Annotated in this window: 20 protein-coding genes and 1 pseudogene; 7 read left to right on the plus strand and 14 right to left on the minus strand. The window is 63.8% G+C overall.

Going from position 1 to position 21608, the window contains the following annotated elements:
- Positions 1-630: 630 nt before the first annotated feature.
- From JWP90_RS04695 to JWP90_RS04715, 5 genes are all read right to left on the minus strand, one after another.
- Positions 631-1122 (minus strand): MarR family transcriptional regulator, encoded by a 492-nt coding sequence (locus JWP90_RS04695; RefSeq protein ID WP_297360374.1) that lies wholly within the window; start codon positions 1120-1122, stop codon positions 631-633.
- Positions 1123-1550: 428 nt separating this feature from the next.
- Positions 1551-2720: an MFS transporter gene (locus tag JWP90_RS04700; protein ID WP_297360377.1), complete on the minus strand. Its 1170-nt coding sequence runs from the start codon at positions 2718-2720 to the stop codon at positions 1551-1553.
- Between the two features lie 101 nt (positions 2721-2821).
- Entirely contained in the window at positions 2822-3883 is a 1062-nt protein-coding gene (locus tag JWP90_RS04705; protein WP_297360380.1) for a tripartite tricarboxylate transporter substrate binding protein, read from the minus strand.
- Positions 3884-3918: 35 nt separating this feature from the next.
- Positions 3919-4479 carry a hypothetical protein gene (locus JWP90_RS04710; RefSeq protein WP_297360382.1) on the minus strand — a complete coding sequence of 187 codons (561 nt, stop codon included), beginning with the start codon at positions 4477-4479 and terminating at the stop codon, positions 3919-3921.
- A 26-nt stretch (positions 4480-4505) separates the two neighbouring features.
- Positions 4506-6050, minus strand: coding sequence for a tripartite tricarboxylate transporter permease (locus JWP90_RS04715; protein WP_297360385.1), 1545 nt, complete (start codon positions 6048-6050; stop codon positions 4506-4508).
- Between the two features lie 309 nt (positions 6051-6359).
- On the opposite strand from JWP90_RS04715, the gene JWP90_RS04720 reads away from it, so the two are divergent.
- Both JWP90_RS04720 and JWP90_RS04725 read left to right on the plus strand, forming a co-directional pair.
- Complete coding sequence (locus JWP90_RS04720) at positions 6360-7094, plus strand: FadR/GntR family transcriptional regulator (RefSeq protein ID WP_297360388.1); 735 nt, start codon at positions 6360-6362, stop codon at positions 7092-7094.
- Between the two features lie 50 nt (positions 7095-7144).
- Complete coding sequence (locus tag JWP90_RS04725; RefSeq protein WP_297360391.1) at positions 7145-8401, plus strand: FAD-dependent oxidoreductase; 1257 nt, start codon at positions 7145-7147, stop codon at positions 8399-8401.
- 63 nt (positions 8402-8464) lie between these two features.
- Here the strand turns inward: JWP90_RS04725 and JWP90_RS04730 are convergent, their stop codons facing one another.
- From JWP90_RS04730 to JWP90_RS04745, 4 genes are read right to left on the minus strand one after another with little or no spacing between them, the layout of a single operon-like run.
- Positions 8465-9466 carry a hypothetical protein gene (locus tag JWP90_RS04730; protein ID WP_297360394.1) on the minus strand — a complete coding sequence of 334 codons (1002 nt, stop codon included), beginning with the start codon at positions 9464-9466 and terminating at the stop codon, positions 8465-8467.
- A complete protein-coding gene (locus tag JWP90_RS04735) occupies positions 9463-10473 on the minus strand; it encodes an amidohydrolase family protein (protein ID WP_297360396.1) in 1011 nt (336 codons plus the stop codon). The genes JWP90_RS04730 and JWP90_RS04735 overlap by 4 nt, the downstream gene beginning before the upstream one ends.
- Positions 10470-11177, minus strand: a complete 708-nt coding sequence (locus JWP90_RS04740; protein WP_297360400.1) for a 4-carboxy-4-hydroxy-2-oxoadipate aldolase/oxaloacetate decarboxylase — start codon at positions 11175-11177, stop codon at positions 10470-10472. Before JWP90_RS04740 ends, JWP90_RS04735 begins: the two co-directional genes overlap by 4 nt.
- Positions 11177-12289 (minus strand): alcohol dehydrogenase catalytic domain-containing protein, encoded by a 1113-nt coding sequence (locus JWP90_RS04745; protein ID WP_297360403.1) that lies wholly within the window; start codon positions 12287-12289, stop codon positions 11177-11179. The genes JWP90_RS04740 and JWP90_RS04745 overlap by 1 nt, the downstream gene beginning before the upstream one ends.
- A 133-nt stretch (positions 12290-12422) precedes the next feature.
- Here JWP90_RS04745 and JWP90_RS04750 point away from each other — a divergent pair, with 133 nt between their 5' ends.
- Positions 12423-13352 (plus strand): hypothetical protein, encoded by a 930-nt coding sequence (locus JWP90_RS04750; RefSeq protein WP_297360406.1) that lies wholly within the window; start codon positions 12423-12425, stop codon positions 13350-13352.
- Positions 13352-13813, plus strand: a complete 462-nt coding sequence (locus JWP90_RS04755; RefSeq protein WP_297360409.1) for an RpiB/LacA/LacB family sugar-phosphate isomerase — start codon at positions 13352-13354, stop codon at positions 13811-13813. The genes JWP90_RS04750 and JWP90_RS04755 overlap by 1 nt, the downstream gene beginning before the upstream one ends.
- Before the next feature lie 66 nt (positions 13814-13879).
- On the opposite strand, the gene JWP90_RS04760 is transcribed toward JWP90_RS04755, so the two are convergent.
- Genes JWP90_RS04760 through JWP90_RS04780 form a run of 5 tightly spaced genes read right to left on the minus strand, consistent with a single transcriptional unit; the run spans position 13880 to position 17690 of the window.
- Positions 13880-14728, minus strand: a complete 849-nt coding sequence (locus JWP90_RS04760) for an alpha/beta hydrolase (RefSeq protein WP_297360412.1) — start codon at positions 14726-14728, stop codon at positions 13880-13882.
- 20 nt (positions 14729-14748) lie between these two features.
- A complete protein-coding gene (locus JWP90_RS04765) occupies positions 14749-15561 on the minus strand; it encodes a 3-methyl-2-oxobutanoate hydroxymethyltransferase (protein ID WP_297360415.1) in 813 nt (270 codons plus the stop codon).
- Complete coding sequence (locus JWP90_RS04770; RefSeq protein ID WP_297360418.1) at positions 15558-16022, minus strand: hypothetical protein; 465 nt, start codon at positions 16020-16022, stop codon at positions 15558-15560. The genes JWP90_RS04765 and JWP90_RS04770 overlap by 4 nt, the downstream gene beginning before the upstream one ends.
- Positions 16023-16045: 23 nt before the next feature.
- Positions 16046-17347 carry an aromatic ring-hydroxylating dioxygenase subunit alpha gene (locus JWP90_RS04775; protein ID WP_297360421.1) on the minus strand — a complete coding sequence of 434 codons (1302 nt, stop codon included), beginning with the start codon at positions 17345-17347 and terminating at the stop codon, positions 16046-16048.
- 16 nt (positions 17348-17363) lie between these two features.
- Entirely contained in the window at positions 17364-17690 is a 327-nt protein-coding gene (locus tag JWP90_RS04780; RefSeq protein ID WP_297360424.1) for a 2Fe-2S iron-sulfur cluster-binding protein, read from the minus strand.
- A 51-nt stretch (positions 17691-17741) separates the two neighbouring features.
- On the opposite strand from JWP90_RS04780, the gene JWP90_RS04785 reads away from it, so the two are divergent.
- The 3 genes and pseudogenes from JWP90_RS04785 to JWP90_RS04795 all read left to right on the plus strand — a co-directional run.
- Positions 17742-18509, plus strand: a complete 768-nt coding sequence (locus JWP90_RS04785) for a class II aldolase/adducin family protein (RefSeq protein WP_297360427.1) — start codon at positions 17742-17744, stop codon at positions 18507-18509.
- A gap of 1096 nt (positions 18510-19605) precedes the next feature.
- A complete protein-coding gene (locus tag JWP90_RS04790; RefSeq protein WP_367182670.1) occupies positions 19606-20646 on the plus strand; it encodes an SCO6880 family protein in 1041 nt (346 codons plus the stop codon).
- 168 nt (positions 20647-20814) lie between these two features.
- Positions 20815-21608, plus strand: a pseudogene (locus JWP90_RS04795) (ATP/GTP-binding protein); the annotation flags it as partial.

The raw sequence follows: 21608 nt of genomic DNA on the forward strand, positions 1-21608 counted from the left end.
CTGCGACGGCGAACTCGGAACAGGCGATGGAGTCGCTCGTTCCGCTCGCCGAGACCGGTGCCATGATCGTGCTGCCAGGGCACGGTGAGCCATGGCTGGCCGGAATTCGCGCCGCCGTGCAGGCCGCAAAGGCGACCGGGGCCACCTGACCTCACCGCGGGTCAAACGTGTTTGCGGACCTCGGCCCTGAAGTCCCGAGATCCGTCAAGGCCGAACCGCACCGAGACGCGGTGAGAGCTGTGCCGTCGAAAGCGCGGGCCATGTCGTCGCGGAACTGCTCCCCGATCTCGAGGAGCAGGTCGAGGGGATTCGGTGCCGGGTCCATATCGATACCGCACTACCTTGCTCCCATAGTTCACGACGTGCCTGGCTTCTAGCGCACCGGCGTGAGGTTTACCCTCCCGGTAGAGCGGAGGAGCAGGCCTTGGATTGGTTCCCTGCGGGCGCGCTGATCAGTATCGGAGTCGCCGCTGTACTCATCGCGTGGACGGCGACGTGCTAGGAGAAAACGCGGCGTTCGAAGCCTGCGGATCCGGACGACTCCGACGTCCTCCGGCGAAAGCAGGACGACATCCGACGGGGTACATCCTGGGAGAATTCGGACTCTGACCATGATGCGCTGACGGCGGGCTAGGCGGGCGAACTGCCCAGCAGCCTTAATAGGCTCGCGAGCTGGGCCTGCTGCTGGCCCGTCAGGCGCTGCAATTCCTCAGCCTCGGATCGGACCAGGGCAATCATGGCCGCGTCGACCCGGGACGCTCCTTCGTGCGTCAACCGGGCGAGATTGCTTCGTCCGTCCCGCGGGTTGGCCTTTCGCTCGATCATGCCGCGCGCAGCGAGATTCTCCAGTCGATTGGACATCGCCGCCGTGCCGATCATTGTTGCTCGCGAAAGCTCCATCGGGCTCATTTCGTGAGGCGGCTCGGCTCGTCGTAGCGCGGCGAGAACATCGAACTCCCAACTGCTCAGGTCCGCACTCCGGAAGGCGGCGGCGCGAAGCGTGTTGAGCCGAAGAGCAACCCGTCGGAGCCTGGACATCACATCCAACGGGGTGAAGTCCACCTCGGGCAGGCGGCCTGCCCACGCATCCACCAGCAGATCTACCTCATCGTCGTCACGCATGATGTTCCCAGGGTACCGGCGGGAACCGAACAGGGGCACGCCCCAACCGCCGCCCGTATCTCAGCCGACTCAACACATGACGAACTGGTGCGCGACTGGCTGTGCCTTGACGCAGCCGGCAGCGCTCCAGCCGCCACAGTCGCCGCGGAACATCGAATTGGATGCCGCCATTCGCCGACAAGCCCTGCGCCGAACACCGCGACCGTCTTGCCGAGTGCGACCATCGCGAGTTCTGTACGGTGGTAGCCGGTTGGAAGATGTCGAAGAGCATCGTGTAGTCGGTTTCCTTCTCAACAATCGTTACCTCCCTTTTAGCGGCTTCGTTAGGGTCGAGACAGAACCTCTGCGGAGGTCATGGATCGATCCATGGGTCCGTCTCTGCCCTCGGGCTCCGCTTGAACCTGGCCCGTACGCTGGCGCGCCTGGGGTCAGTTGTCTCCGCGGGCGCTTCGGCGCGCCACCATGGCTGGCACGCCGAGTGCTACTGCCACGATGGCCGTGGCTATTGCCGGTGATGGCAATACGAACACCAGGGCCCCGATACCCATCGGCGTCACCAGAAGCGAGATCGCCCGGAACGTCCCAACCGACGCTATTGATCGACCACGCTCCTCGGAGCTCACCGATTCGGCGGCCAGCGCTGGACCGAGCGTCTGGAGGATGCCGCCCCCAAGCCCTGACAGGACGAGAAACACACAGGCGAGCGCGAGGTTCGGCACGAGAAGCGCCATCGCGGCAGTGCCGCCCGCCGCCAGCACCGTGCCCCACAGCGTAGAGGCGCCGACACCGAGCCGTCGTAACGGCGTCGCCAGCGATGAGCCGACCAGAGCGGCCAGGTTCGCGAGGGTCATCATCGCGCCTGCGACCGGGATCGAGTGACCTGCCTCCGTGATGAGGACCGCCAGATACGAGTTCAGGATGCCGCGCCATCCCCCTGCCGTTGCGCCCATCCACCCGGCTGTCACTACCCCTGGGCGCTGCCACACCGGTCGTGCCGTGATGCCAGGTTGAGGCCGCGGTTTGGTGAATGGCTCATATGAGACGAGGAACGCGCCGGCGAAGACTGCCACACCGGAGATCGCGGCGGCTATCCACAGTGCGGCGGTCAAGGACCACGCGCCGACAAGACCCGCTATAAGTGGCCCGATGAGGAGCCCCATCCCGTTCGTGATGTTCATCCGAGCGAGCGCGGAAACGGCGGTTCTGGTTCCGCGCACGACGTGCGTCTGCGCCCCTGTGAAGAAATAGGCGCGCGCTGCACCTTGCAGAAGTTGCGAGACGACGAATGCCCAGAAGGCCTGACTGACAGCGAGTACGACACATGAGGCCGCGAGAAGAACTAGGGAGGCCAAGACGAAGGAGCGCGTTCGAAACCGATCCATCAACACACCCATGCCAGCACGCGCGGCGATCTGTGTCACGGCGGAGGTCGCGACGAGAAATCCTACGGCCCCGAGCGCGTACCCGGAAGCGGTCGCGACGAGCGGCACGACGACCGTCGCCATGCCGAGCGCGACAGAGAATAGGAAGATCGTTGTCTGCGCGATCACGTCTTCGCTGCGCGGAGTCGGGTCCGGGCTGTCGTTCGCCTTTGTCATGTTCATCCCGTCGTCATGAGGTTACGGCCGCAGAAGCAACTCCTCCTCATCCGCGCGATTCGCGTGGATAAGGAGGAGTTGCTATGAGGAGCTGCCCCAGATCAGTAAGACGACCTGAGGACCTTGAGGACGTCCTCCGAAAGGCCTTCGAACCCGGGGATGATGTCGGACACCAATTCTTCGCCGGGGAGATACGACAGCACGCGCTCCATCTTCTCGGCCTGCTCGAGCACTTCGGGGTCTTCAACTGCAGCGGCGAGCGCATTCTGAAGGCAGGTCAGCGCCTCATCGTCGAGCCCTGCGGGCGCGACGAGGGGGCGGCCGAATGCCGTGATCAGCTTGATACCGTCGATGATGTCCACCGCGCGGTCCGAGAGTTCGAGGTCAGAGAAGACCGCCGCATCTCCCGCATCGGCGGGCGCTTCGTCGGCGAACGACAGAACGCCGGTCGTCTCACCGCTCACAATGCTTGCGCGTCGGCTGTCGAGTGGCCCCGCAATCGCGTCGACGTTCCCCTGGATCAGCGCCAGGTCAGTCTCGGCCTGGCTGTTGAAGCCGACGACGACTTCTGCATTCTTGAGGTCGAAGGCGTCGATCAAGGCATTCGCGACGATGTAGTCGGACGAGCCGCGACCGGTCGAGCCAAACTTGAACCCATCACTCTTCATCACGTCATCCCACGACTGATACTCGCCCGTGGCATTGGTCGTGACCACAAGGTCATCGACGGCAACGCGACCGATGTAGCTCAGGTCGTCGAACCCGAAGGTCGGGCCTTCAGCCCCAGCGAGGATTGCGGAAGCCGCTCCTGTGCCGTTGACGATCGCGATCTGCGTGCTCTCGCTGGGTGCCGCGGCGAGCTGGTTGATCGCCAGCAGGCCGCCCGCACCGGGCTTGTTGATCGGAAGCACCTTTGCCCCGAGTGCGTTCTCGAGCCCTGGAATGATGACTCGGGCGAGGATGTCATAGCCGCCACCGGCGTTGTAGGGGATCACGAGCTCGATCGTCTTGCCGTCGAATGAGGTGCAATCGGCTCCGCTCGGCTTTGAGGAGGAGTCTTGCGCCGGCGTGCTGGCGTTCGGTGAGGCGCATCCGGTGAGCACGAGTGCGCCGATTGTCATCACCCCAAACGTGAGACGGGTGACTGCGGTCATTTTTGACATTGCTGTACCTTTCTTGTTCTTTCAGGTGGGTGGCGTCATCCGCCGTGGAGCAGGATGCCGGCGGGAGTGGAAATGTATGTCACCCATCGCATGAGCACCCAGAGGAGCGCCGTTAACACGACCGTGTAGGAAATGGCGAAGGTCGAAGACCTTTTGCCAACCACCATGAGGTACGTGAGCGACAAAGCAGCCGCCGCGATGAATAGGCCGCACAGGTAAAGCAGGATGAAGAATCCGGCGATGAAGCCAAGTGTGACCAGCCACACCTTCCGCGGCGTGTGGGACAGCACGTACTCGGGATCGTTTTCGTCGATCTCCTGCACCACGGCCGGTACGTCCGGGCTCAGAGTTTCTTCGTGCGTGCCGCGGGAGTCGTCTGTCGGGGAAGGGTCTTCTTCTCTGTCTTCTTCTCTGTCTCGGCGGTGCCGGGCGGACTCGATGAAGCTCTTGGCGATCATCCAGAGCGCGCAGAATATGCCTAGGCTCGCCGCCAGTCTGGGCAGCAGCACTGACACTGCGGATGAGAAGGTGAAGCTCAACGCCAGCGCTCCCGCGCTGACGAAAAGCACGGCGCACGAAATGACAATGTCAGGCATCACCGATCGTTTCTCGGCATGAAGTGTCATTTGTTCCTCCCGATCGTGCGGATAACCTGTGTCCGCGGCCCTTCCACCGGCTCATCGGCCGCGCGGCGTTTGTGATCGCGGGCGACTGACCGAACGCTGAAGACAAACGTCGCGAGGACGATGACGCCGATGATGATGACACCCGGCCGCGTCAGCCAACCGCTCGAGAACAGGGTGTCAGACAGTTGGAGGTATTGCTCGAGCAGCGCACCGAGAACAAGGGCGAGGAGGAACGGCACGCGCGGCCAGTCCCATCTGAGGCATACGACGCCGAGCACTGATGCTCCAAGCATGACGAACAGATCTCCCCAGTGGTTCGACGCCGTGTAGGCACCGATCACAAGGAACAGGAAGAGAACCGGAGTCAAAACCGTGCCCGAGATGCGCGTGAGCGACGCGAGCGGCCGAACGAGGGCGAGCGCGAGTGCGACACCGAGGATGCCCGCGATGACGACGGTCCAGACCATGGAGAAGGTCACATCGAGCTGAGTCGTCAGCATGGCTTGGCCTGGAGTGATCCCGAGAACGAGGAAGCCGCCGAGGAGGACGGCTGTCGCAGCCCCACCGGGAATCCCGAACGCGATTGTCGGGATGAGTGAGCCCGCGTCCTTCGCATTGTTGGTGGCTCCGGCTGCAACGAGGCCGTCGATAGCCCCCTTGCCGAATTGCTCGGGGTTCTTCGACGTCTGACGCGCCTGACCATAAGAAACCCACTGGGCCACAGTGCCGCCGAGGCCCGGCAGCATGCCGATGACGACTCCGACGGAGGATGAGCGCACGGCCAGGAACCAGTGACGCAAGGCATCCGCCACACCACGCATGGTTCCGGAAAGCTTGGCATCGCCTATGGACCCTGTCGCGATCGACGACCGGGTCAGCATCAGCTGGAGGACTTCGGCTCCTCCGAACAGCCCGACGACGACGGGAATCAGCTCGATCCCACCCCAGAGATACATCTGGTCGAAGGTGAAGCGGGGAAGGCCCGCCGACGGGTCGGACCCGACGTATGAGGCGAGCAGACCTAGCGCCACCATGGCCATGCCCTTCGCAGGGCTCTTGCCGGAGAGCGTGACGACGAACGCAAGGCCGAGAAGCACCAGCATGAAGAACTCCGGCGGCCCGAGCACCAGCACCAATGGGCGGATGACGGTGATGAACACCCCCAACACGACCGCGCCGAACACAAGACCGATCGTCGAGCTCGTGAGCACGATGCCCAACGCACGGCCAGCCTGCCCCTTCTTGGTCATCGGATAGCCGTCAAGCACCGCAGCGGCCGAGGTGGCTTCACCCGGGATGCCGAACAGCACCGAGGTGATATCGCCCGCTGTACCGGTGACGATCCACATACTCAGGAGGAACACGATCCCCTGGACCGGCTCCATCGCAAACGTGAAGGGAAGGAGCAGAGCGATGGCGACCGCGCCGCCGAGACCGGGGAGGATGCCGACGATGAAGCCGATGAATATGCCCAAGACCATCAGCAGCAGGGTCTCCCACTGCAGCACCTGCTCAAGCCCACTGCCGATCGCGTCAATCATCGAGGCCACCGCCTCCAGCGGAAGCGACACCGCTGATATCGACACCGACCTCGCAGGGTCGCATGTTTGGAGCACATCGGGGCGACATTGACACCATCGCACGCCTTTCTCACATCGTTGTGTTGGTCGATCCGTACTCGGGAGCGATGTCCGCGCTTCAGAACGGGGAGCCTCGCGGCGAATGGATAGACCATATCACCTATGACCCATCCGTCAAGTCAGCCGGTATCCTCTAGAGTGCGCGAGCAATCGTGCCCGGCTCCCGCCGGGAGCCGCGATTGCGCCGCGACACTAATAAGGAGACGGCAAATGGCCGAGATGAAAGACGCCACCCTTGCGCCTCGGTTCACCCAAGTGAACGTGGATAGGGCCTCGCACGTCATCGTCGATCAGATCAAGCGACTCATCCAAGACGGGAGCCTCCACCCAGGTGACCGTCTCCCGAATGAGCGTAGCCTGTGCCAGCAGCTGGGAGTCAGCCGAGTCACCGTTCGCGAAGCGCTCCGCGTGCTTGAAGCGACGGGACTCATTCAGGTCCGCCTGGGCGCCCATGGGGGGTCATTTCTCACCTCGCCCTCCGCTGAACTCGTCGGCGCGAACCTCGCCCAGCTCCTCTCCCTGTCTCCGATCACGGCCTCGGCGGTGACAGAAGCGCGCCAGGTGTTTGAAGTCGGGATCCTCCCCCTGGTGATCGACAGGGCTACCCCTGAGGACATCGCAGACCTGCGCGCGCTCGTGGCGACCGCAACAGCTGCGCAGAAGGCCGGCGTCTACGAGACGGCCATGTCGGCCGCGTTCCACGTTCGTCTCGCGGTCTGCACTCATAACCCAGCGCTCGAGGCCCTGATGGAGAGTTTCCACGGCCCGCTCCTGTCCTCTCTGCGTGAGGCACAGTCCGCTGCCCCGCACATGGGTATTCGCGGGGCCGAGGAGCACGGCGAGATCGTCGACGCGATTGAAGCACGGCGCCTCGATCTCGCCCAGCGAATCCTCACCGAGCACCTTGAGCGAACTGCACAGCGAGTGAATCCGACGGAAGGTTGAGCATTCGGCTCCTTCCTGTGGTCTAATGGTCCTACCGAACTGGGAGCGCTATGACCACCATCGCAACGACGCGGAAACCTGCCGGGACCTTGATCATCGGGGCCGGCCAAGCAGGACTTCAACTGGCGACCAGCCTGCGTGAGCTCGGCGACACGCATCCGATTACGGTCATCGGCGGTGAGCTGCACCCGCCGTACCAGCGGCCGCCCCTGTCAAAGGCATTCCTCAGCGGGACGGCGTTGCAAGAAGAGCTCGCGCTCCGCGGCTCAGATTTCTACAGAGACAATGACATCGCGATGATCTGCGGCGAGTGGGTCGAGGCGATCGAGCTCCACGACGCCGAGAGCTCCGCCGGCCACGCACGCACCGCCAGCGGCAGACGAGTCGAGTTCGACCGGCTCGCGTTCACCGTGGGCGGTACACCTCGGCGCATGAACGCGCCGGGGGCCGATCTCGCCGGCATCCACTACCTTCGCACGCTGGATGACGCAGTCGCCCTCAAGGACGACTTGAATCGAGCGGCGCGCGTCGTTGTCGTGGGCGGCGGCTTTGTCGGTCTTGAAATCGCCGCTGCGGCCACGTCCAATGGCAAGAACGTCGTCGTCCTGGAGGCACAGGACCGTCTCATGTCACGGGCCGTGGCCCCCGAGATGTCGGCCTTCTACTCGGAGGCCCATGCGCGACGAGGCACCCATATCCGGCTCGGTGCTGCCGTCTCAGGCTTCCGCGGATCAGATCGCGTGGAAGGCGTCGAGCTCGCCGATGGCGAGGTCATCGACGCTGATGTCGTCGTCGTGGGCATCGGCCTGCTTCCGCATACTGAACTTGCCAAGTCGATCGGCCTGGCCGGCGACCACGGGGTGATCGTCGACGAGTCGGGAAACACACGGATCCGAGGCATCGTCGCGGCAGGTGACTGCGCGATCAGCGCACACCGAACGCACGGCCAGATCAGGCTTGAATCGGTGCCGAATGCGATCGCACAGGCGAAGACGGCGGCGGCGGCGCTATTGGGCCGCGAGCCCGGTACACCGTCCGTGCCCTGGTTCTGGTCCGACCAGGCAGACCTCAAACTTCAGATGGCTGGCCTGACGATGGGCTACGACCAGGTCGTTCTCCGCGGTGATGTCGAAGGCGAACACTTCTCTGCCCTCTACTACCGGGACGGCCACCTGATCGCGGTCGAGGCCGTCAACGCTTCCCGGGACTACATGGCGGCGCGGCGCATCCTCGAGGCCGGTGGGAATATCCCACCGGAGAGCGCTGCAGACACCGAGATTCCGCTCAAGACCTATCTGGTGCGCTGAGAAGGCGCGCCGGCAGCCCGGACATGAGCTGATCCCGGCGCGCCCGCGCCTCCGCCGTTCGTACTAGATGACGAACGACTCGAGCGCCTCCGGGGCGAACAGGTCCTCCGGTGTGCGCTGAGACAGCGAGAGTCCCTGCTCATGGTGGTAGCGGAGGAAGGTCGAGAGCACACGGTGGTTGTCGGGGCCGAGGCCATACGACCAATAATCTTCGCCCAGCAGAGTGCGCGCTTCCTCAAGGTGCATCATCAACCACGGCTCCATCAAATGCAGGGCCGAGGAGTCGTAGATCCGAGCGGTCGCCTGCGCCTTGGCGGCGGTCAGCGCTTTCGTCAATGACTGGGCGACCCACCGGTGCTTTTCGTAAAGCTCGCGGCGAAACACCACCACGTGCATTATCGGGAAGATCCCCGTGTGCTCGAAGTATTCCTGCTCCGCCGCCTTCGTATCGGGAAAGAGCCGAGCGACACGACTGCCGGCGAGCCCGAAAGTGCTCGGTATCCTCGGCGAGAAGAGAGCATCGATCTCACCTGCTGCCAGCATCTCCGAGAGCGTCCGATCATTGGGGATACGGCGGACGTCGAAGGGCACGTCCACAGCCCCCTTCTCCATCCTCCCCGGTTTCTCCTGTCCGCCGGTGAAGAAGACGGATGCGTCGAGCGGAAGGTCGTGTCGGTCGGCAAGAATGCCGCGCTGCCACACACACGCGGTCAACTGCACTTCCGGCATGCCGATGCGCTTCCCGCGCAGGTCCGCGGGCGTGTGAATCCCGGCGTCGACATTGACGAACATTCCGCCGTGCCGAAACTGACGCGACGTGTAGATCGGCAGAGCGATGAACGGTGGCGTCTCCCCCACGTCGAGAGCGTTGAGCGTGGAGACGTAGGTCGACAGCGACATCTCTGCCGCGTCGAACTCACGGTGCCTGGCCATGCGAAAGAAGGTCTCCTCGACGGGCAATCGCAGGTATGTCACGTCCATGCCGTCGACAGCGACCGTGCCGTCTTCAATGGCGCGCGTGCGGTCGTAGTCGCCACACGCGAAGGTCAGTGGCAAGCGGCTCACAACGCTGCCTCCGCAATGCGCTTCGCAAGCCGCGGATAGACCCGAAGCGCATTGGCACGAGTGATCGCTTCCCAATCCGGCTCTGCCAGCTCCGCGTTGCGCAAGTAGGTCAGCGTGTCGTCCCACTCGACTCCGGTCTCCGGGTCCGCACCGCGCACCGCGCCGAGCATCTCGGACGCGAACAGTAGATTGGATGGTGGAACAACCTTCAGGAGCAAATCGATGCCGGGCTGGTGGTAAACGGCGGTGTCGAAGAACACGTTCCCCAGAAGCTCGGACGGGTCCTGCCAGCCGTTGCGCATGGCAAGCCCGCGATATCGACCCCAGTGATAAGGCACGGCACCTCCACCGTGCGGGATCACGAACCGCAGCCCGGGAAAGCGTGAGAAGAGGTCCGACGAGAGCAACTGCACGAACACGCTGGTGTCGGCGTTCAGGTAGTGGGCTCCAAGGGTGTGGAAGTTCGGGTTGCACGCCATGGAGACATGCACCATCAAAGGGATGTCGAGTTCCTCTGCAAGCTCGTAGACAGGAAACCACGTCGGGTCGGTGATGGGCTGACCAGCCCAGGTCCCGGAGGGGTCTGGGTTGAGATTCGCAGCGACGAAACCAAGCTCGCCGACAGTGCGTCGCAGCTCAGCCAAGACGCCGTCGAGGTTGCCGTCCGGCGTCTGCGGGAGCTGCGCGACGGAGGCAAAGTGAGCGGGGAATGCTTCGCCCACGCGATAGACCATGTCGTTGGAGGCCTGCGCCCATGCATTCGCGACGCTGGCATCCGGCACGTGATGTTCCATACCCGCAGCGCGTGGCGAGAAGAGCATCAGGTCACCACCACGGTCACGCAGCACGCGCAACTGATTGGCCTGGACGCTCTCTCGGATCGCGTCGTCTGACACGCGAGCGGCCAGGGAGTGCACGCTCGGGGATTCGCCGCGCAGTTGTGCAGCCCTGAACTCCCGCAACGGCGAGGGCTCGGTCGTGTAGTGACCATGTATGTCGATGATCATGCGGTTCGCCCCTCCTGCCAGTCGTCGTAATCGACGTAGCGGATGCCGGCTGCGTCAATGAGGCCGCGCATGTGGTTGACATCGAGCGCGATCTCACCAGACAGGTACCTGCTGCGTGCGCGGGCCTCTTTCTCCTCACGCTGGCGAGAGGCTTCGATGACCTCAGCCACGCGGACGCGGGGCACGATGACAACACCGTCGTCATCGGCGAGGACTGCATCGCCTGCATGAACGATCTGCCCGGCTATCGAGATGGGGACGTTGACGTCTCCCAGAGTTCCTTTGATCGTGCCTGCCGCAGACACATGGCGCGTCCATACGGCGAAGCCCATGCCGCGCAAGTCGGCGATGTCGCGCACACCGGCATCCATCACCAAGCCCCGCACACCGCGGGCCTGCAACGAGGTCGCGAGGAGGTCACCGAAATATCCCATGTCCGACGCAACGGTGGGAGTGACGACGAGAATGTCGCCCTCCCGGCACTGCTCGACAGCTACAGCGATCGTCGTGTTGTCTCCCGGCGCCACCGTCACGGTCACGGCTGACCCCGCCACGCGAACACCGCGTTGGATGGGAGAGATGCCGGTCGCGAGGAGCCCTGTTCGGCCCTGAGCCTCATGCACGGTGGCTATGCCATAGCCTGCAAGAGCGTCGAGCTCACTGAGCGGAGTGCGAGGTGGGTTCCTCACTACCAAGCCGGCCATCAGAGGGCGCCGTCTTGGTCGACACGGCCACCGGGTTGCCCGATCATCGCCGGCATCATCGAGATGTGGATCGCGTCTTCGTCCGTCTGACCAGCGAGCACGCGGATCGCATGATCGACCTGATCGATCCCGTACCGGTGCGTGGCGAGTTTTTCGAGCGGGAAACGACCCGAGACGATCTGCGCCACGGCCAATTCGCATGCGAGATAGGAATGACCGCGCGCCGACTTGATCGTGATCGACTTCTCGGTGATCTTCTTCAAGGGGAAGTCGGGGAACGCGGCGACCTCGCCCTGCACCAGCAGCGTGCCCTCGCGCCGTTTGAGCACATCCACGCCAAGGAGGAGCGGAGCAGTACCCGCGCGAGAAGTGCAGTCGAGCACGTAGTCCACACCGCGCCCTCCCGTCAGGTCCATGACCTTCTCTCTCGGGTCCTCCGTCAACACGTCGATGACGTGATCTGCACCCAACTCGAGAGCAAGATCGAACCGGGCTCGGTCGCGCGTCGTACCCGACATGATGATCTTGGAAGCCCCCGCCTGCTTTGCGGCAACGAGCTGTGAGAGACCCTGCTGGCCCGGCCCTTGGATAAGCACCGTGTCGTTGTATCCGATGCCTGCGGTGAGCAATGCCCACTCGATTCCATTGGACAGGGGCATGACCAAGCCGGCCAACTCTGCTGTCACCGTGTCAGGGATCTTGTGCAGCACGGAGTTCCACGGCAAGTACATGTTCTGGGAGAACCCGCCCCATAGACGGCCGGGCAGATCGCTGGACGTGTAACCGAAGCGGCGTGCGTCCGGGTTGGTGCGCCAATCCGTCGCCACGCAGTGGCGATACTCTCCGATGCGGCACCACTCGCAGTTGTAGCACGCTACGTAGTGCTCCACGAAGACCCGGTCACCCTCCACCAGACCATGGCGAAGCATGAACCGATCACCGGCTTCGGTGATGACGCCCACGTTTTCGTGGCCCATGATGACAGGTCCACGCGTAGACGGAGTATCGGGCGGAGAGAAGTACAGCTTGGCGTCAGTGCCGCATATCCCCGCCACCTCGACCTGAAGCAGGGCTGAGTCTGCATCAATCTCCGGCCTCGGGAACTCGCGCATCTCCGTGACGCCGGGAGCGGATCTTACGGCAGCGAGCACCTGTTCAGTCATAGCACTTCCTCGAGCTTACGATTGGAATAATGGTATGACCACGCTATCATCCCTACCAAGGAACTTCCCTACTGGAGGACACATGACGCTCTCGACTCTCACTCGTCCGCAGGGCGCGACCCGCGCGCTGATCGACGGGCTTGTCTCTTCACCCGAAGCACCACTTGCCTTCGTCGACGAGCCGGTGCTTGTGAACGGCTTTCGCAAGATGGTGCGAAACCTCGAGTTCGACGTCGCCGAGATGGCCTTGACCACGTACATCACGGCCAAGGAGCACGGGGTCGCATTCAGCGCGCTGCCGGTGTTCCTCGTGCGCGACTTCCACCATGGTGCGACCCAGGTGCTGCGCACCAACACGGTTCGCTCGGTGCCGGACTTGGCAGGCGGGCGAATTGGCGTCAATCGCGGCTACACGGTGACAACGGGAGTCTGGGGCCGTGCTGCGCTCGGGCGGGCAGGACTCGACCTGGAGTCGGTCACCTGGGTGTGTTCGGGCGACGAACACGTCGCAGAGTACACGCCGCCCTCCAACGTGACCAGCGCCCCCGAGGGACGCACTCTGGAGGAGATGCTCCTTGAGGGGGAACTCGACGCCGTCGTCGGCGCCAACATCACACATCCCGATGTCGTCCCGATCTTCGAAGCCCCCGATGATGCCGCAGCGCAGGTACTTCGCCAGTCGGGCGTGTTTCCGATCAACCACCTCGTTGTGATTCGGGACGATCTCCTCACGGAAAACCCCGGCCTCGCGGGATCCGTGTTCGCCCTTTTCGCTGAAGCGAAACGTCGCTACGTCGAACGCCTCAGAATTCAACCGGATGGGAGCCGCCAAGATCGAATCCTGTCCCGGGTGATGGAGATCACCGGAAGGGATCCTCTCCCGTACGGCGTCGAACCGAATCGTGCGACGCTAGAAGCCCTCATCGACACCGCGGTGAAACAACACATCATTCACGACCGTCCGGCAGTAGAAGATCTCTTCGCTGCCGGCACCAGAAAGTTGGAGGGCTGATGTCAACGTTGGCGCGCATCGCGATCGCAGGAGACCACCACGGGATTCAGCTGATCGACCGCATCGTCGCGGTCTATTCCGAGCGTGGACACGACGTCATCGACCTCGCCCCGCGCGTCGAGGGCATCGTCGACTATCCCCCGCTGTGCGCGGCAGTCGCCAGACGTGTCGCGCGCGGTGATGCCGACCTCGGCATCATCGTCGGCGGGAGTGGCCAGGGTGAGGTCATCGCGTGCAACAAGGTCCCCGGAATCCGCGCTGGAGTCGCATACTCGGAGTTCTCCGTCGATATCTCACGCGGCAACAACAACGCCAACATCATGGTCATCGGCACGAAGGTGATCGACGAGCGCACAACACTCACTCTTCTGGACCGGTGGCTCCGCACTCCGTTCAAGGGCGGGGTCCACACTCAGAGGCTCGCCCAGATCGCCCAGATCGAAGCCGAGTTCATGGCGTAGTTATCGGCCACCACCCCCGGCGAGGCTCATGCGCCGGGGGTGGCAACGGGCGAGACGCGCTTCGCCTCAGTGTTGTGCCAGGAACTCACGCACACGTGTCGTCGACGCCTCCGCTGTCTGCTCGGCCACCGGCACATCCCAGAATTCTGCCTGGGGGAGACACTCCTCCAGGTACCGCGCAGCCGAACGAGTGTGCGAGAGGTCTTCACCTGGCACGATAAGAGCCGGAGTCTCGAGCAGCTGAAGATCTTCCGGTTCTGGCCCGGGCACCGTGTCCCGGTCGAACAGAAGGCGCGACGAGCCGGACACGACCGTGACGTAGCGGTCAAGTTCTGTCGCAGAGCAAGCCGAAGCGAAGGCATCATCGGATCGCAGGACGGCGGCCCACGGACCGACCCTCGGGTCCTTCGTGAATCCCGCTGTCGTCGATCTCGCAAGTTCAACGACGGCTTCCACGCCGTTCTCCAGAACGAAACTCAGGTGCCGTGCGAATCGGTTGTGCTGTGCGGTGCGGTAGGTCACCCCTCCCGCCGGCGAGAAAAGCACCATGCTCCGCACCCGCGCCGGCTGGGCGATCGCGAGGAGCGCCGCCGACGAGCATCCCACGCAGCCCCCCATTGTGTGTACGGAGTCGAACTGCAGGTGGTCGAGCAGGCCGGCAGCCTGGGTGACGTACTTCGACCAGGAGAGGCGTTCAAGACGCCCTCCCGATTTACCCGACTCACGACGGTCGAAAACCACGCAGGTGTAATCTCGCGACAGGCTCTCGACGAATCCCAGGTCTTTGTATCGCCCGAATGTCGTCCAGTTGTCGAGGCTCGAATTGAAACCACCCGGACTGAACATGAGAATCGGCGGGCCTTCGCCGACCATCTCGTATCGAGTGCGAATACCGTCTATGTCAACAACCGGCATGACTTTCTCCTTCTGTTTCTTCAGCTCGCGCCGGAAGTCCGCACGCCCCCGCGAATCTGACGACCCGCTCGGATGTCCTCGGCACACGCGGCCAAGCCGTCGTGCGCAATGCGAGCCATGTTGGCATACGCGTCGACCTCGGAGTCCAGCGACTTCTCGTTGTAACCGAGAGCGACGTTCGCCATTCGGATTCGACCGTCCAGCCAAGGGCCTCCCCCGAAGCCGCCAAGCACGGGGATCGATACAGCCTCCACGACCGCGGGCCCTACGACCGGACCCGAGTTCGTGAAGTTGAGCGCCACTGCGCCCGCACCTTCGAGTCGCTTCGCCTGAGCCACGAACTCATCGGTCATCTCGTCGGGGACCTGCGCCTGGTGCGCGGCAGAGTACTCGATGCCGTACTTGAGGGATGTCTGCGGCGTGATACCGAATTGGGCGAAGACTGGGATGCCCGCTCGGGTCAGCCGCTCGACTTCGTCGGGGAAGTCGGCAGCCCCGTCGAGCTTCACAAGATCGACGCCGACCTCCTTCACGAGACGGATGGCGGCCGGCAGAGCGTCACCGGACTGCAGGGGGCCGAACGGGAAATCGCAGCTCACAAGCGCATCGCGCACGCCGCGGCGCACGGCTTTCGCGACGATGAGCATTTCGTCGAAGGTGATCTCCAACGGGTTGGACTGGCCCCACAGGTTGACTCCAACCGTGTCGCCGACGGACACGATATCGGCCCCGACACGATCCGCAATCCTCGCCATGTGGTAATCCCATGCCACGAAGCAGACGGACTTCTCGCCCGCCTGCTTCATCGCCTGCAACTGCGGAATCGTGGTCACGCGCGAATCGCCTTCAACAGCTCGAACAGGTCATCTTCGTCGGCAGGGACCAGGAGAACACGCACATAAGGTCGTATTGCTGCCAGTGTCGTCCCGCTCAGAGGACCCGAATCGAGCAGGAGCAGTCCAGCCGTCATGATGGATCGCTCGCGGCACGCCGCTCCCACAGACGCGACAGCGCCGGGGTCCATGGCATCCGTAGCCGCGAAGATCACCGAATCCGAGTGCTCGATCTCGGCGATCATGACGCGGGGCTCACCCGAGAGAGTGACCAGCTCATCTCCCGAGGAGGATGCCGTGTAGAACTGGGCCTGGCCCCAGCCGACCGCAGCAACGGAAGCGACCGTCTGTGCCGCGGACTCGTCGAAAGCGATCACCCTGGTCGACCTGGCATGAGCCAGGGGGTAATCGATGCGGTATGCCGCTTCTTCTGCCGTGACCGCGCGCGCACACGCGCTCAACGGATTAGTCGAGGTCGCCATCATCACACCGTCGTCTGTGGCACGCCCTCGCGCGCCTGGAACCCGTCGCCGATTCCTTCGACGAACGGCAGGTCCGGAGGAAGGACGATCGCCACGGATCGGATCTTCTGGTGCTCGATGACGTTACCCGCCGGCTCTGTGCCGTGGTCTCGAAGCGCCTCGACAGCACGGCGCAGCTTCTGGCGCGCCTTGATGATGCCAGCGTCCGTCGCGACCAGCCGTTCCTTCGTCCGGTCCACGACCGGCCCCATGCTCTCTTGCAGGGACGAGTCCTGGATGGCAATGCCCTCAACGCCCGAGAACAGTTCACCGCTCTTCTGCTTGACACGGTCGATCAGATAGTCGTTGTCCTTGTTCGCCACTGGGCGGTAGGTGCCCGGGATGTTCTTGCTGTGGACACCCGCCCCGGCTTCCATCGCCGAGACCTCAGCCTCTGAGAGTTCTCGCGTGGGGTGGTAGTCGAAGCTCCATGACCAGCAATTCTCGTCATCGATCGGCACCCAGAAGTGTCCGTGAATCGGATGGTCACCACGAGGCGGAACCAAGGTGAAGTTGGGGAGCACCCACGGCGTCACACGCCAGTAGTAGTGGCCCTCCTCCGCGTTGCGGCGCGCTGCAATGAGCAGGCCCCCGTCATTCTCGACGACCTCGAAGAATGGCTTCAAGTCGCCCTTGTTGTACTGATTGCCTTTCGCTCCCGCGAAGAGCGGGTCAGCCTCGAGGCCGCTTCCCGTTGGTCCACCACCGTGAAGCCACGAGACGTGGCTGGAGTCGATGCCCCCCTCGAGGGCCTGGAGCCAGTTGTTCTCCTGGAGACGCTTCGAGGTGAAAGTCTGGCGGGTAGGAACTGTCGCGAACTCCCACGCGGGTAACGCCGGCTGCTTCTGTGGGTCGCCGAGGTAGGCCCACAGGATGTCGCCGAGTTTGACGAGCGGGTAGGAGCGGAGCTTCACGTTCTTGCAGAATTCGGAGTTGTTGAGCTCACTGGGAACGTCGATGGCCTGGCCGTTGGCGTTGTACTTCCAGCCGTGGTAAGGGCAGCGGATGCCGCCATCCTCCACTCGCCCGAAGAACATCGAGACGCCACGGTGGGCGCAGAACTCGTCCATGAGGCCGTACTCGCCCTCCGGCGTACGCACCGCGATGAGCCGTTCAGAGAGGATCTTCACGCGCACGGGCGGGCAGCCGTCCTCAGGCAGCTCATCGGCGTGCAGCACGGGCTGCCAGTAGCGACGGAAGAGGTTCCCCATTGGGGTCCCCGGTCCCGTCTGCGTGAGCAAGTCATTGATGTCTGGGCGCAGCATTGCTATCCCTCTCCTCTTAGTGCCACGCTTCAGGGCGCGGCTCGACGACAAGCCCATTGAGCTCGTCAGTGATGGTGATCTGGCAACCGAGACGGCTGGCCTCAGAGAAATCGGAGACACCGAGGTCGAGAAGGTCGGCCTCCACTTCGCTGGGGCCACCGACGCGGTCGCGGTCTTCGTCGCGGACCCACACGTGACACGTCGCGCACGACAGTTGGCCGCCGCATTCGCCGACGATGCCCGGCACGCCGGAGCGGACCGCGGCACTCATGACGGTCTCGCCGACCGAGGCTTCGACCTCACGCTTGTCTTCGTCACTGACGATGTACACGACTTTGGGCACCCGAGGCTCCTTTGAACTAATGGCCTGACCAATCTACCGTACGATATCGCCATGTCAATACTTCCTCCCCCGAATCCGACGATTCCGTTCCGTCAGGAGCGAGAGCTGATTGCTGATGCATGCCGTGTGCTCGCGGGCCGTGGTCTCGCAGACGGAATTCTGGGTCACATCAGCCTGCGCATCGACGATGAGCGTCTCCTCGTGCGCTGCCGAGGCCCCTGGGAACGCGGCCTCGGCAACACCACCCCGGAAGACATCCGCCTCATCCGTTTCGATGGATCGGAAGCTGCGCCCGGGGAGCTCGACGGCTGGTCGCCACCCAACGAACTGCCGCTGCACACCGCCGTGCTGCAATCGCGCAATGATGTCGCCGCGGTTGTCCACGCGCACCCGTCACGCACTGTCGCAGCAGACCTCGCAGGAATAGTGATTCGCCCCATCGTGGGCGCATTCGACATTCCCGGTGCGAAACTCGCGGCAGCGGGCGTCCCTGTTTATGCTCGCGCAGTCCTCGTGCGAGAGGAGAAGCTGGCGGCCGAAATGGTGACTGCCATGGCGGATCGCCCCGTCGTGCTCCTCAGGGGCCATGGCCTCACCAGCGCCGCGGCCACCGTCGAGCAGGCGGTCCTGCAGGCGATCAGTGTCGACGTGATCGCCCGACTCTCTCTCGACATCCTCTCTGCCGGCGGGACGCTTCGTGACATCCCCGAGGAAGACATGGCTGAACTACCCGATCTCGGCTCCACGTTCAATACGCAGGTCGCGTGGCGCCACGAGCTCGCGCGGCTTACCGGGATCGTCGGTCCGCCAAAGGCCTGATCTCGTGCACGCCGCTCGAAGGCGCGCAGTCAATACGTATGCGCCCGAGCTGTCGGCGTCAGCATCTGCGTCGGCGAGTGAGGAACATCGCGCTCGCAGGGCAAGAGCACCCTCGCCCGGGAGGTGCACTCACACCGCACACATCTTCTCGCGCGGCGGCAATCCCCGTTTGAATGAAGCATCGTCGGGCTCCGAGCCCTGCCCGCAAAGGCGTTCGGCGACGCCTTGTCTCCACGCCAATAGATCGGCCAAGAACTTATCTGATGGTCGGGCGGTTGTGTACCCAGCAGCTGGTGCCGGCACATACGTCAGCGCGGTGCGCTCGGGCCCGATCCGAGATCCTCGCGTTCGCGCAGTTCCTGACGAGCTTTGGTCGCAGATTTGGTCAAACAAACCCCGAACGAGCGCGTGAAGCGCGAGATCCGCCGCCAGCAACAAAGCCTCCGCGAAGAGCTTCGACCGGTATGAGTCAGCCGCTCGGACCACCATTCTTCCGATGGGTCACCGCGATGCCCGACAAGTGACGGCCGGTGACCTCGACAGTGCGCTCTCCGATGTCCGCGCGAAGAAGCCCGGCCTGCACAAGGCGATCCGCACCATCCTTCGTCAACATAGCGCCGGCAGAGATGGAACCAGATGCGCGAGCGTTATTGGAGCGGTTTCGGGAACTCGCGGAACCGGCCCTGACGCAATCCCACTATCGCCAGAGACTCCTACTGATTGTCCACGCTGGACGCGCCCAAGTGACGGCACCGCCCAGCCTCAGCCTTGCTTGCTCCTGGGAGAGCATGTCACTGCCCTTCCCGGCTAAGCGGTAGATCCGTAGTCAGATGCCGTTGAAGCGGACAAAATCCGCAGAGCTACGCGGCTCTCGGTCCGCTTGACCGGAGAACTCCGCAAATTCGACATCCGGCGGAACCCGCGAGAATACCGGCGCGTTCCGGCTGCCTCGGTGTCAAAGTGTGGGGCAAAGGGTGGGGTTAGCTCGCGTCCCGACCCCACACGATCGAGCGCACTAAGGTCTTGCCCTCGTAAACGACGCACCGGGTGTCACCCTTTGAAGTGGGTGCCTGGAGCGCGGGGCAGGCGTGGGCACTTGCCCATAGCGACGGTCGATCAAGTGTCGCCGAGGGTGACGATCGCCGTATCGGCCTCAAGCTTGGGCGATGAGCCCGGGATCGAAGCCGCATCGGTGACGATCGAAACGGCTCCCGACACGGGCACCCGGCTCCGCCGTGAGGTGGCGAGTCAAATCGACCCGTCACCGCCGGAGTTCGCGAAGCGCATCCTGAATGACCTGGTGGACCAGTACCCGGCTGGATCCGCCACGATCAAGGCATACGTGGCCCTGACCTTCAACGCGGCCGCCCGCGTTGGCGGCAAGAAGCGCACGCCCGACGAGATGGGCCGGGAGCTGGCATCCCGACTCCCCGGGCTCACACAGGGCCTCGCAGCGACCGGTGCGGGGGCAACCCGGCCGTTGAGCGCTCAGGATCTTTGCGAGGTCGTCCGCGTTGCTTACGACCCCGCGGCCGCGCCGCTGATCGACACCGCGAACGCCGCTGGTGAACCGCCGGAGCTGTACTGGCCGGAGGTCGGCCCCACTGCCCACCAGTCCAACTGGGACACCTACCGGCATGACTCCGCTTTGTCGGTGACCTGGATGATGAGCGGGGCCCCGCGCGGCAACGTTCCCTCGAGCGTTCTCGCTCGACTTCTGGCCCCGCACCGCGACGTCGCCAGAAAGCGCGTCACACTGCTGTACCGGCCGATTGACGCGGCTAAGGCCGCGGCGATCGTTGAAGCGGACGTTCGAGCATCAACGTTCAATTTGCAGTCCTCGGACAAACCGACGGCACGGAGTATGACCGCAACTCGCGCGGCTCTGGCAACCGCACAAGAAGAGGCATCAGGCGCTGGGCTGGTGAACTTTGGCCTGTTGGTCACCGCTACGGTGATGCACGCCTCACAGGAGGCGGACGCCCGTGCGGCGATCGACAACCTCTCCGTGACAGCGCGGCTCCGTTTGCGGGTCGTGCATGGGTCGCAAGATTCAGCGTTCGCCGCCGCTCTACCGCTCGGTCTTGTTTTGCCGAAGCACCTGAGAGTGCCGTCCGAGCTCAGGGAGCAGCTGTAATGCCCGCCCTCGATGCGGCCAGCCGCCGCGCCCTCAAAACCCAGGTCGCGTGAGCTTCCAGCCCCGAAAAAGACGAAGCCCGAGAACCAGGCTGAGAAGCAGAAGCGACCCTCAGTGCGGCGACCTGGGCCGCGAGGGTGGCTCGCTCACGCTCGTGGCGAAGCCAGCGTGATCCAGCCGGCCGACGAGTGGCGCGGCACAACGGTTCAGGTGTGCGGTCTCCACCCGTTCTCAGTAGGCACCGGGACACCGATGATCGGTGTCCCCCTGGGCCTTCAACTCTTTACCGGTGCGACCGTCTGCGCGGATCCCATTTCGTGGTTCCAGGACGCGGGACTGATTTCGAACCCCTCAGTTTTCGTCCTCGGCTTGCCCGGCCTGGGCAAGTCCACACTGGTCCGCCGCATGGCCGCGGGTGGTGCAGGACTCGGCGCTCTGCCTCTAATCCTGGGCGATCTGAAACCTGACTACGTGGACATGATTCGCGCCCTCGGCGGGCAGGTCATCACCCTCGGCCGCGGCCGCGGGCATTTGAACATCCTCGATCCGGGCGAAGCGACGGCCGCGGCTGAGCGCCTGCGCGCAGCCGGTAAAGAAAAGGAACGCCAGCAGGTGCTCGCCGATGCTCATGGCAGGCGACAGACGATGGTGTCGGCACTCTTGACGATCCTTCGCAAAGAGCCACCAACCGACCGCGAAGAATCGATTATCGATCGCGCGCTGAAAGTCCTCGACGAGCGAGGCAACGGGATCCCCGTTCTCGGAGACTTACTGCAAGTCATCCAGGAAGCGCCGGACGAAGTTCGCGCCGTCGCACTGGACCGTGGCAACGATGAGCGCTACAAGGCGATCACCGAGAACCTCGAAGCTTCACTTATCAGCCTCACCTCTGGTGGGCGGCTGGGCGAAACGTTCGCACATCCCACCGATGTGCCAATGATGCGTGACCGCCCTGTGGTCTA

This window comes from Mycetocola sp. (assembly GCF_025464835.1).
Taxonomy (GTDB): domain Bacteria; phylum Actinomycetota; class Actinomycetes; order Actinomycetales; family Microbacteriaceae; genus Mycetocola_A.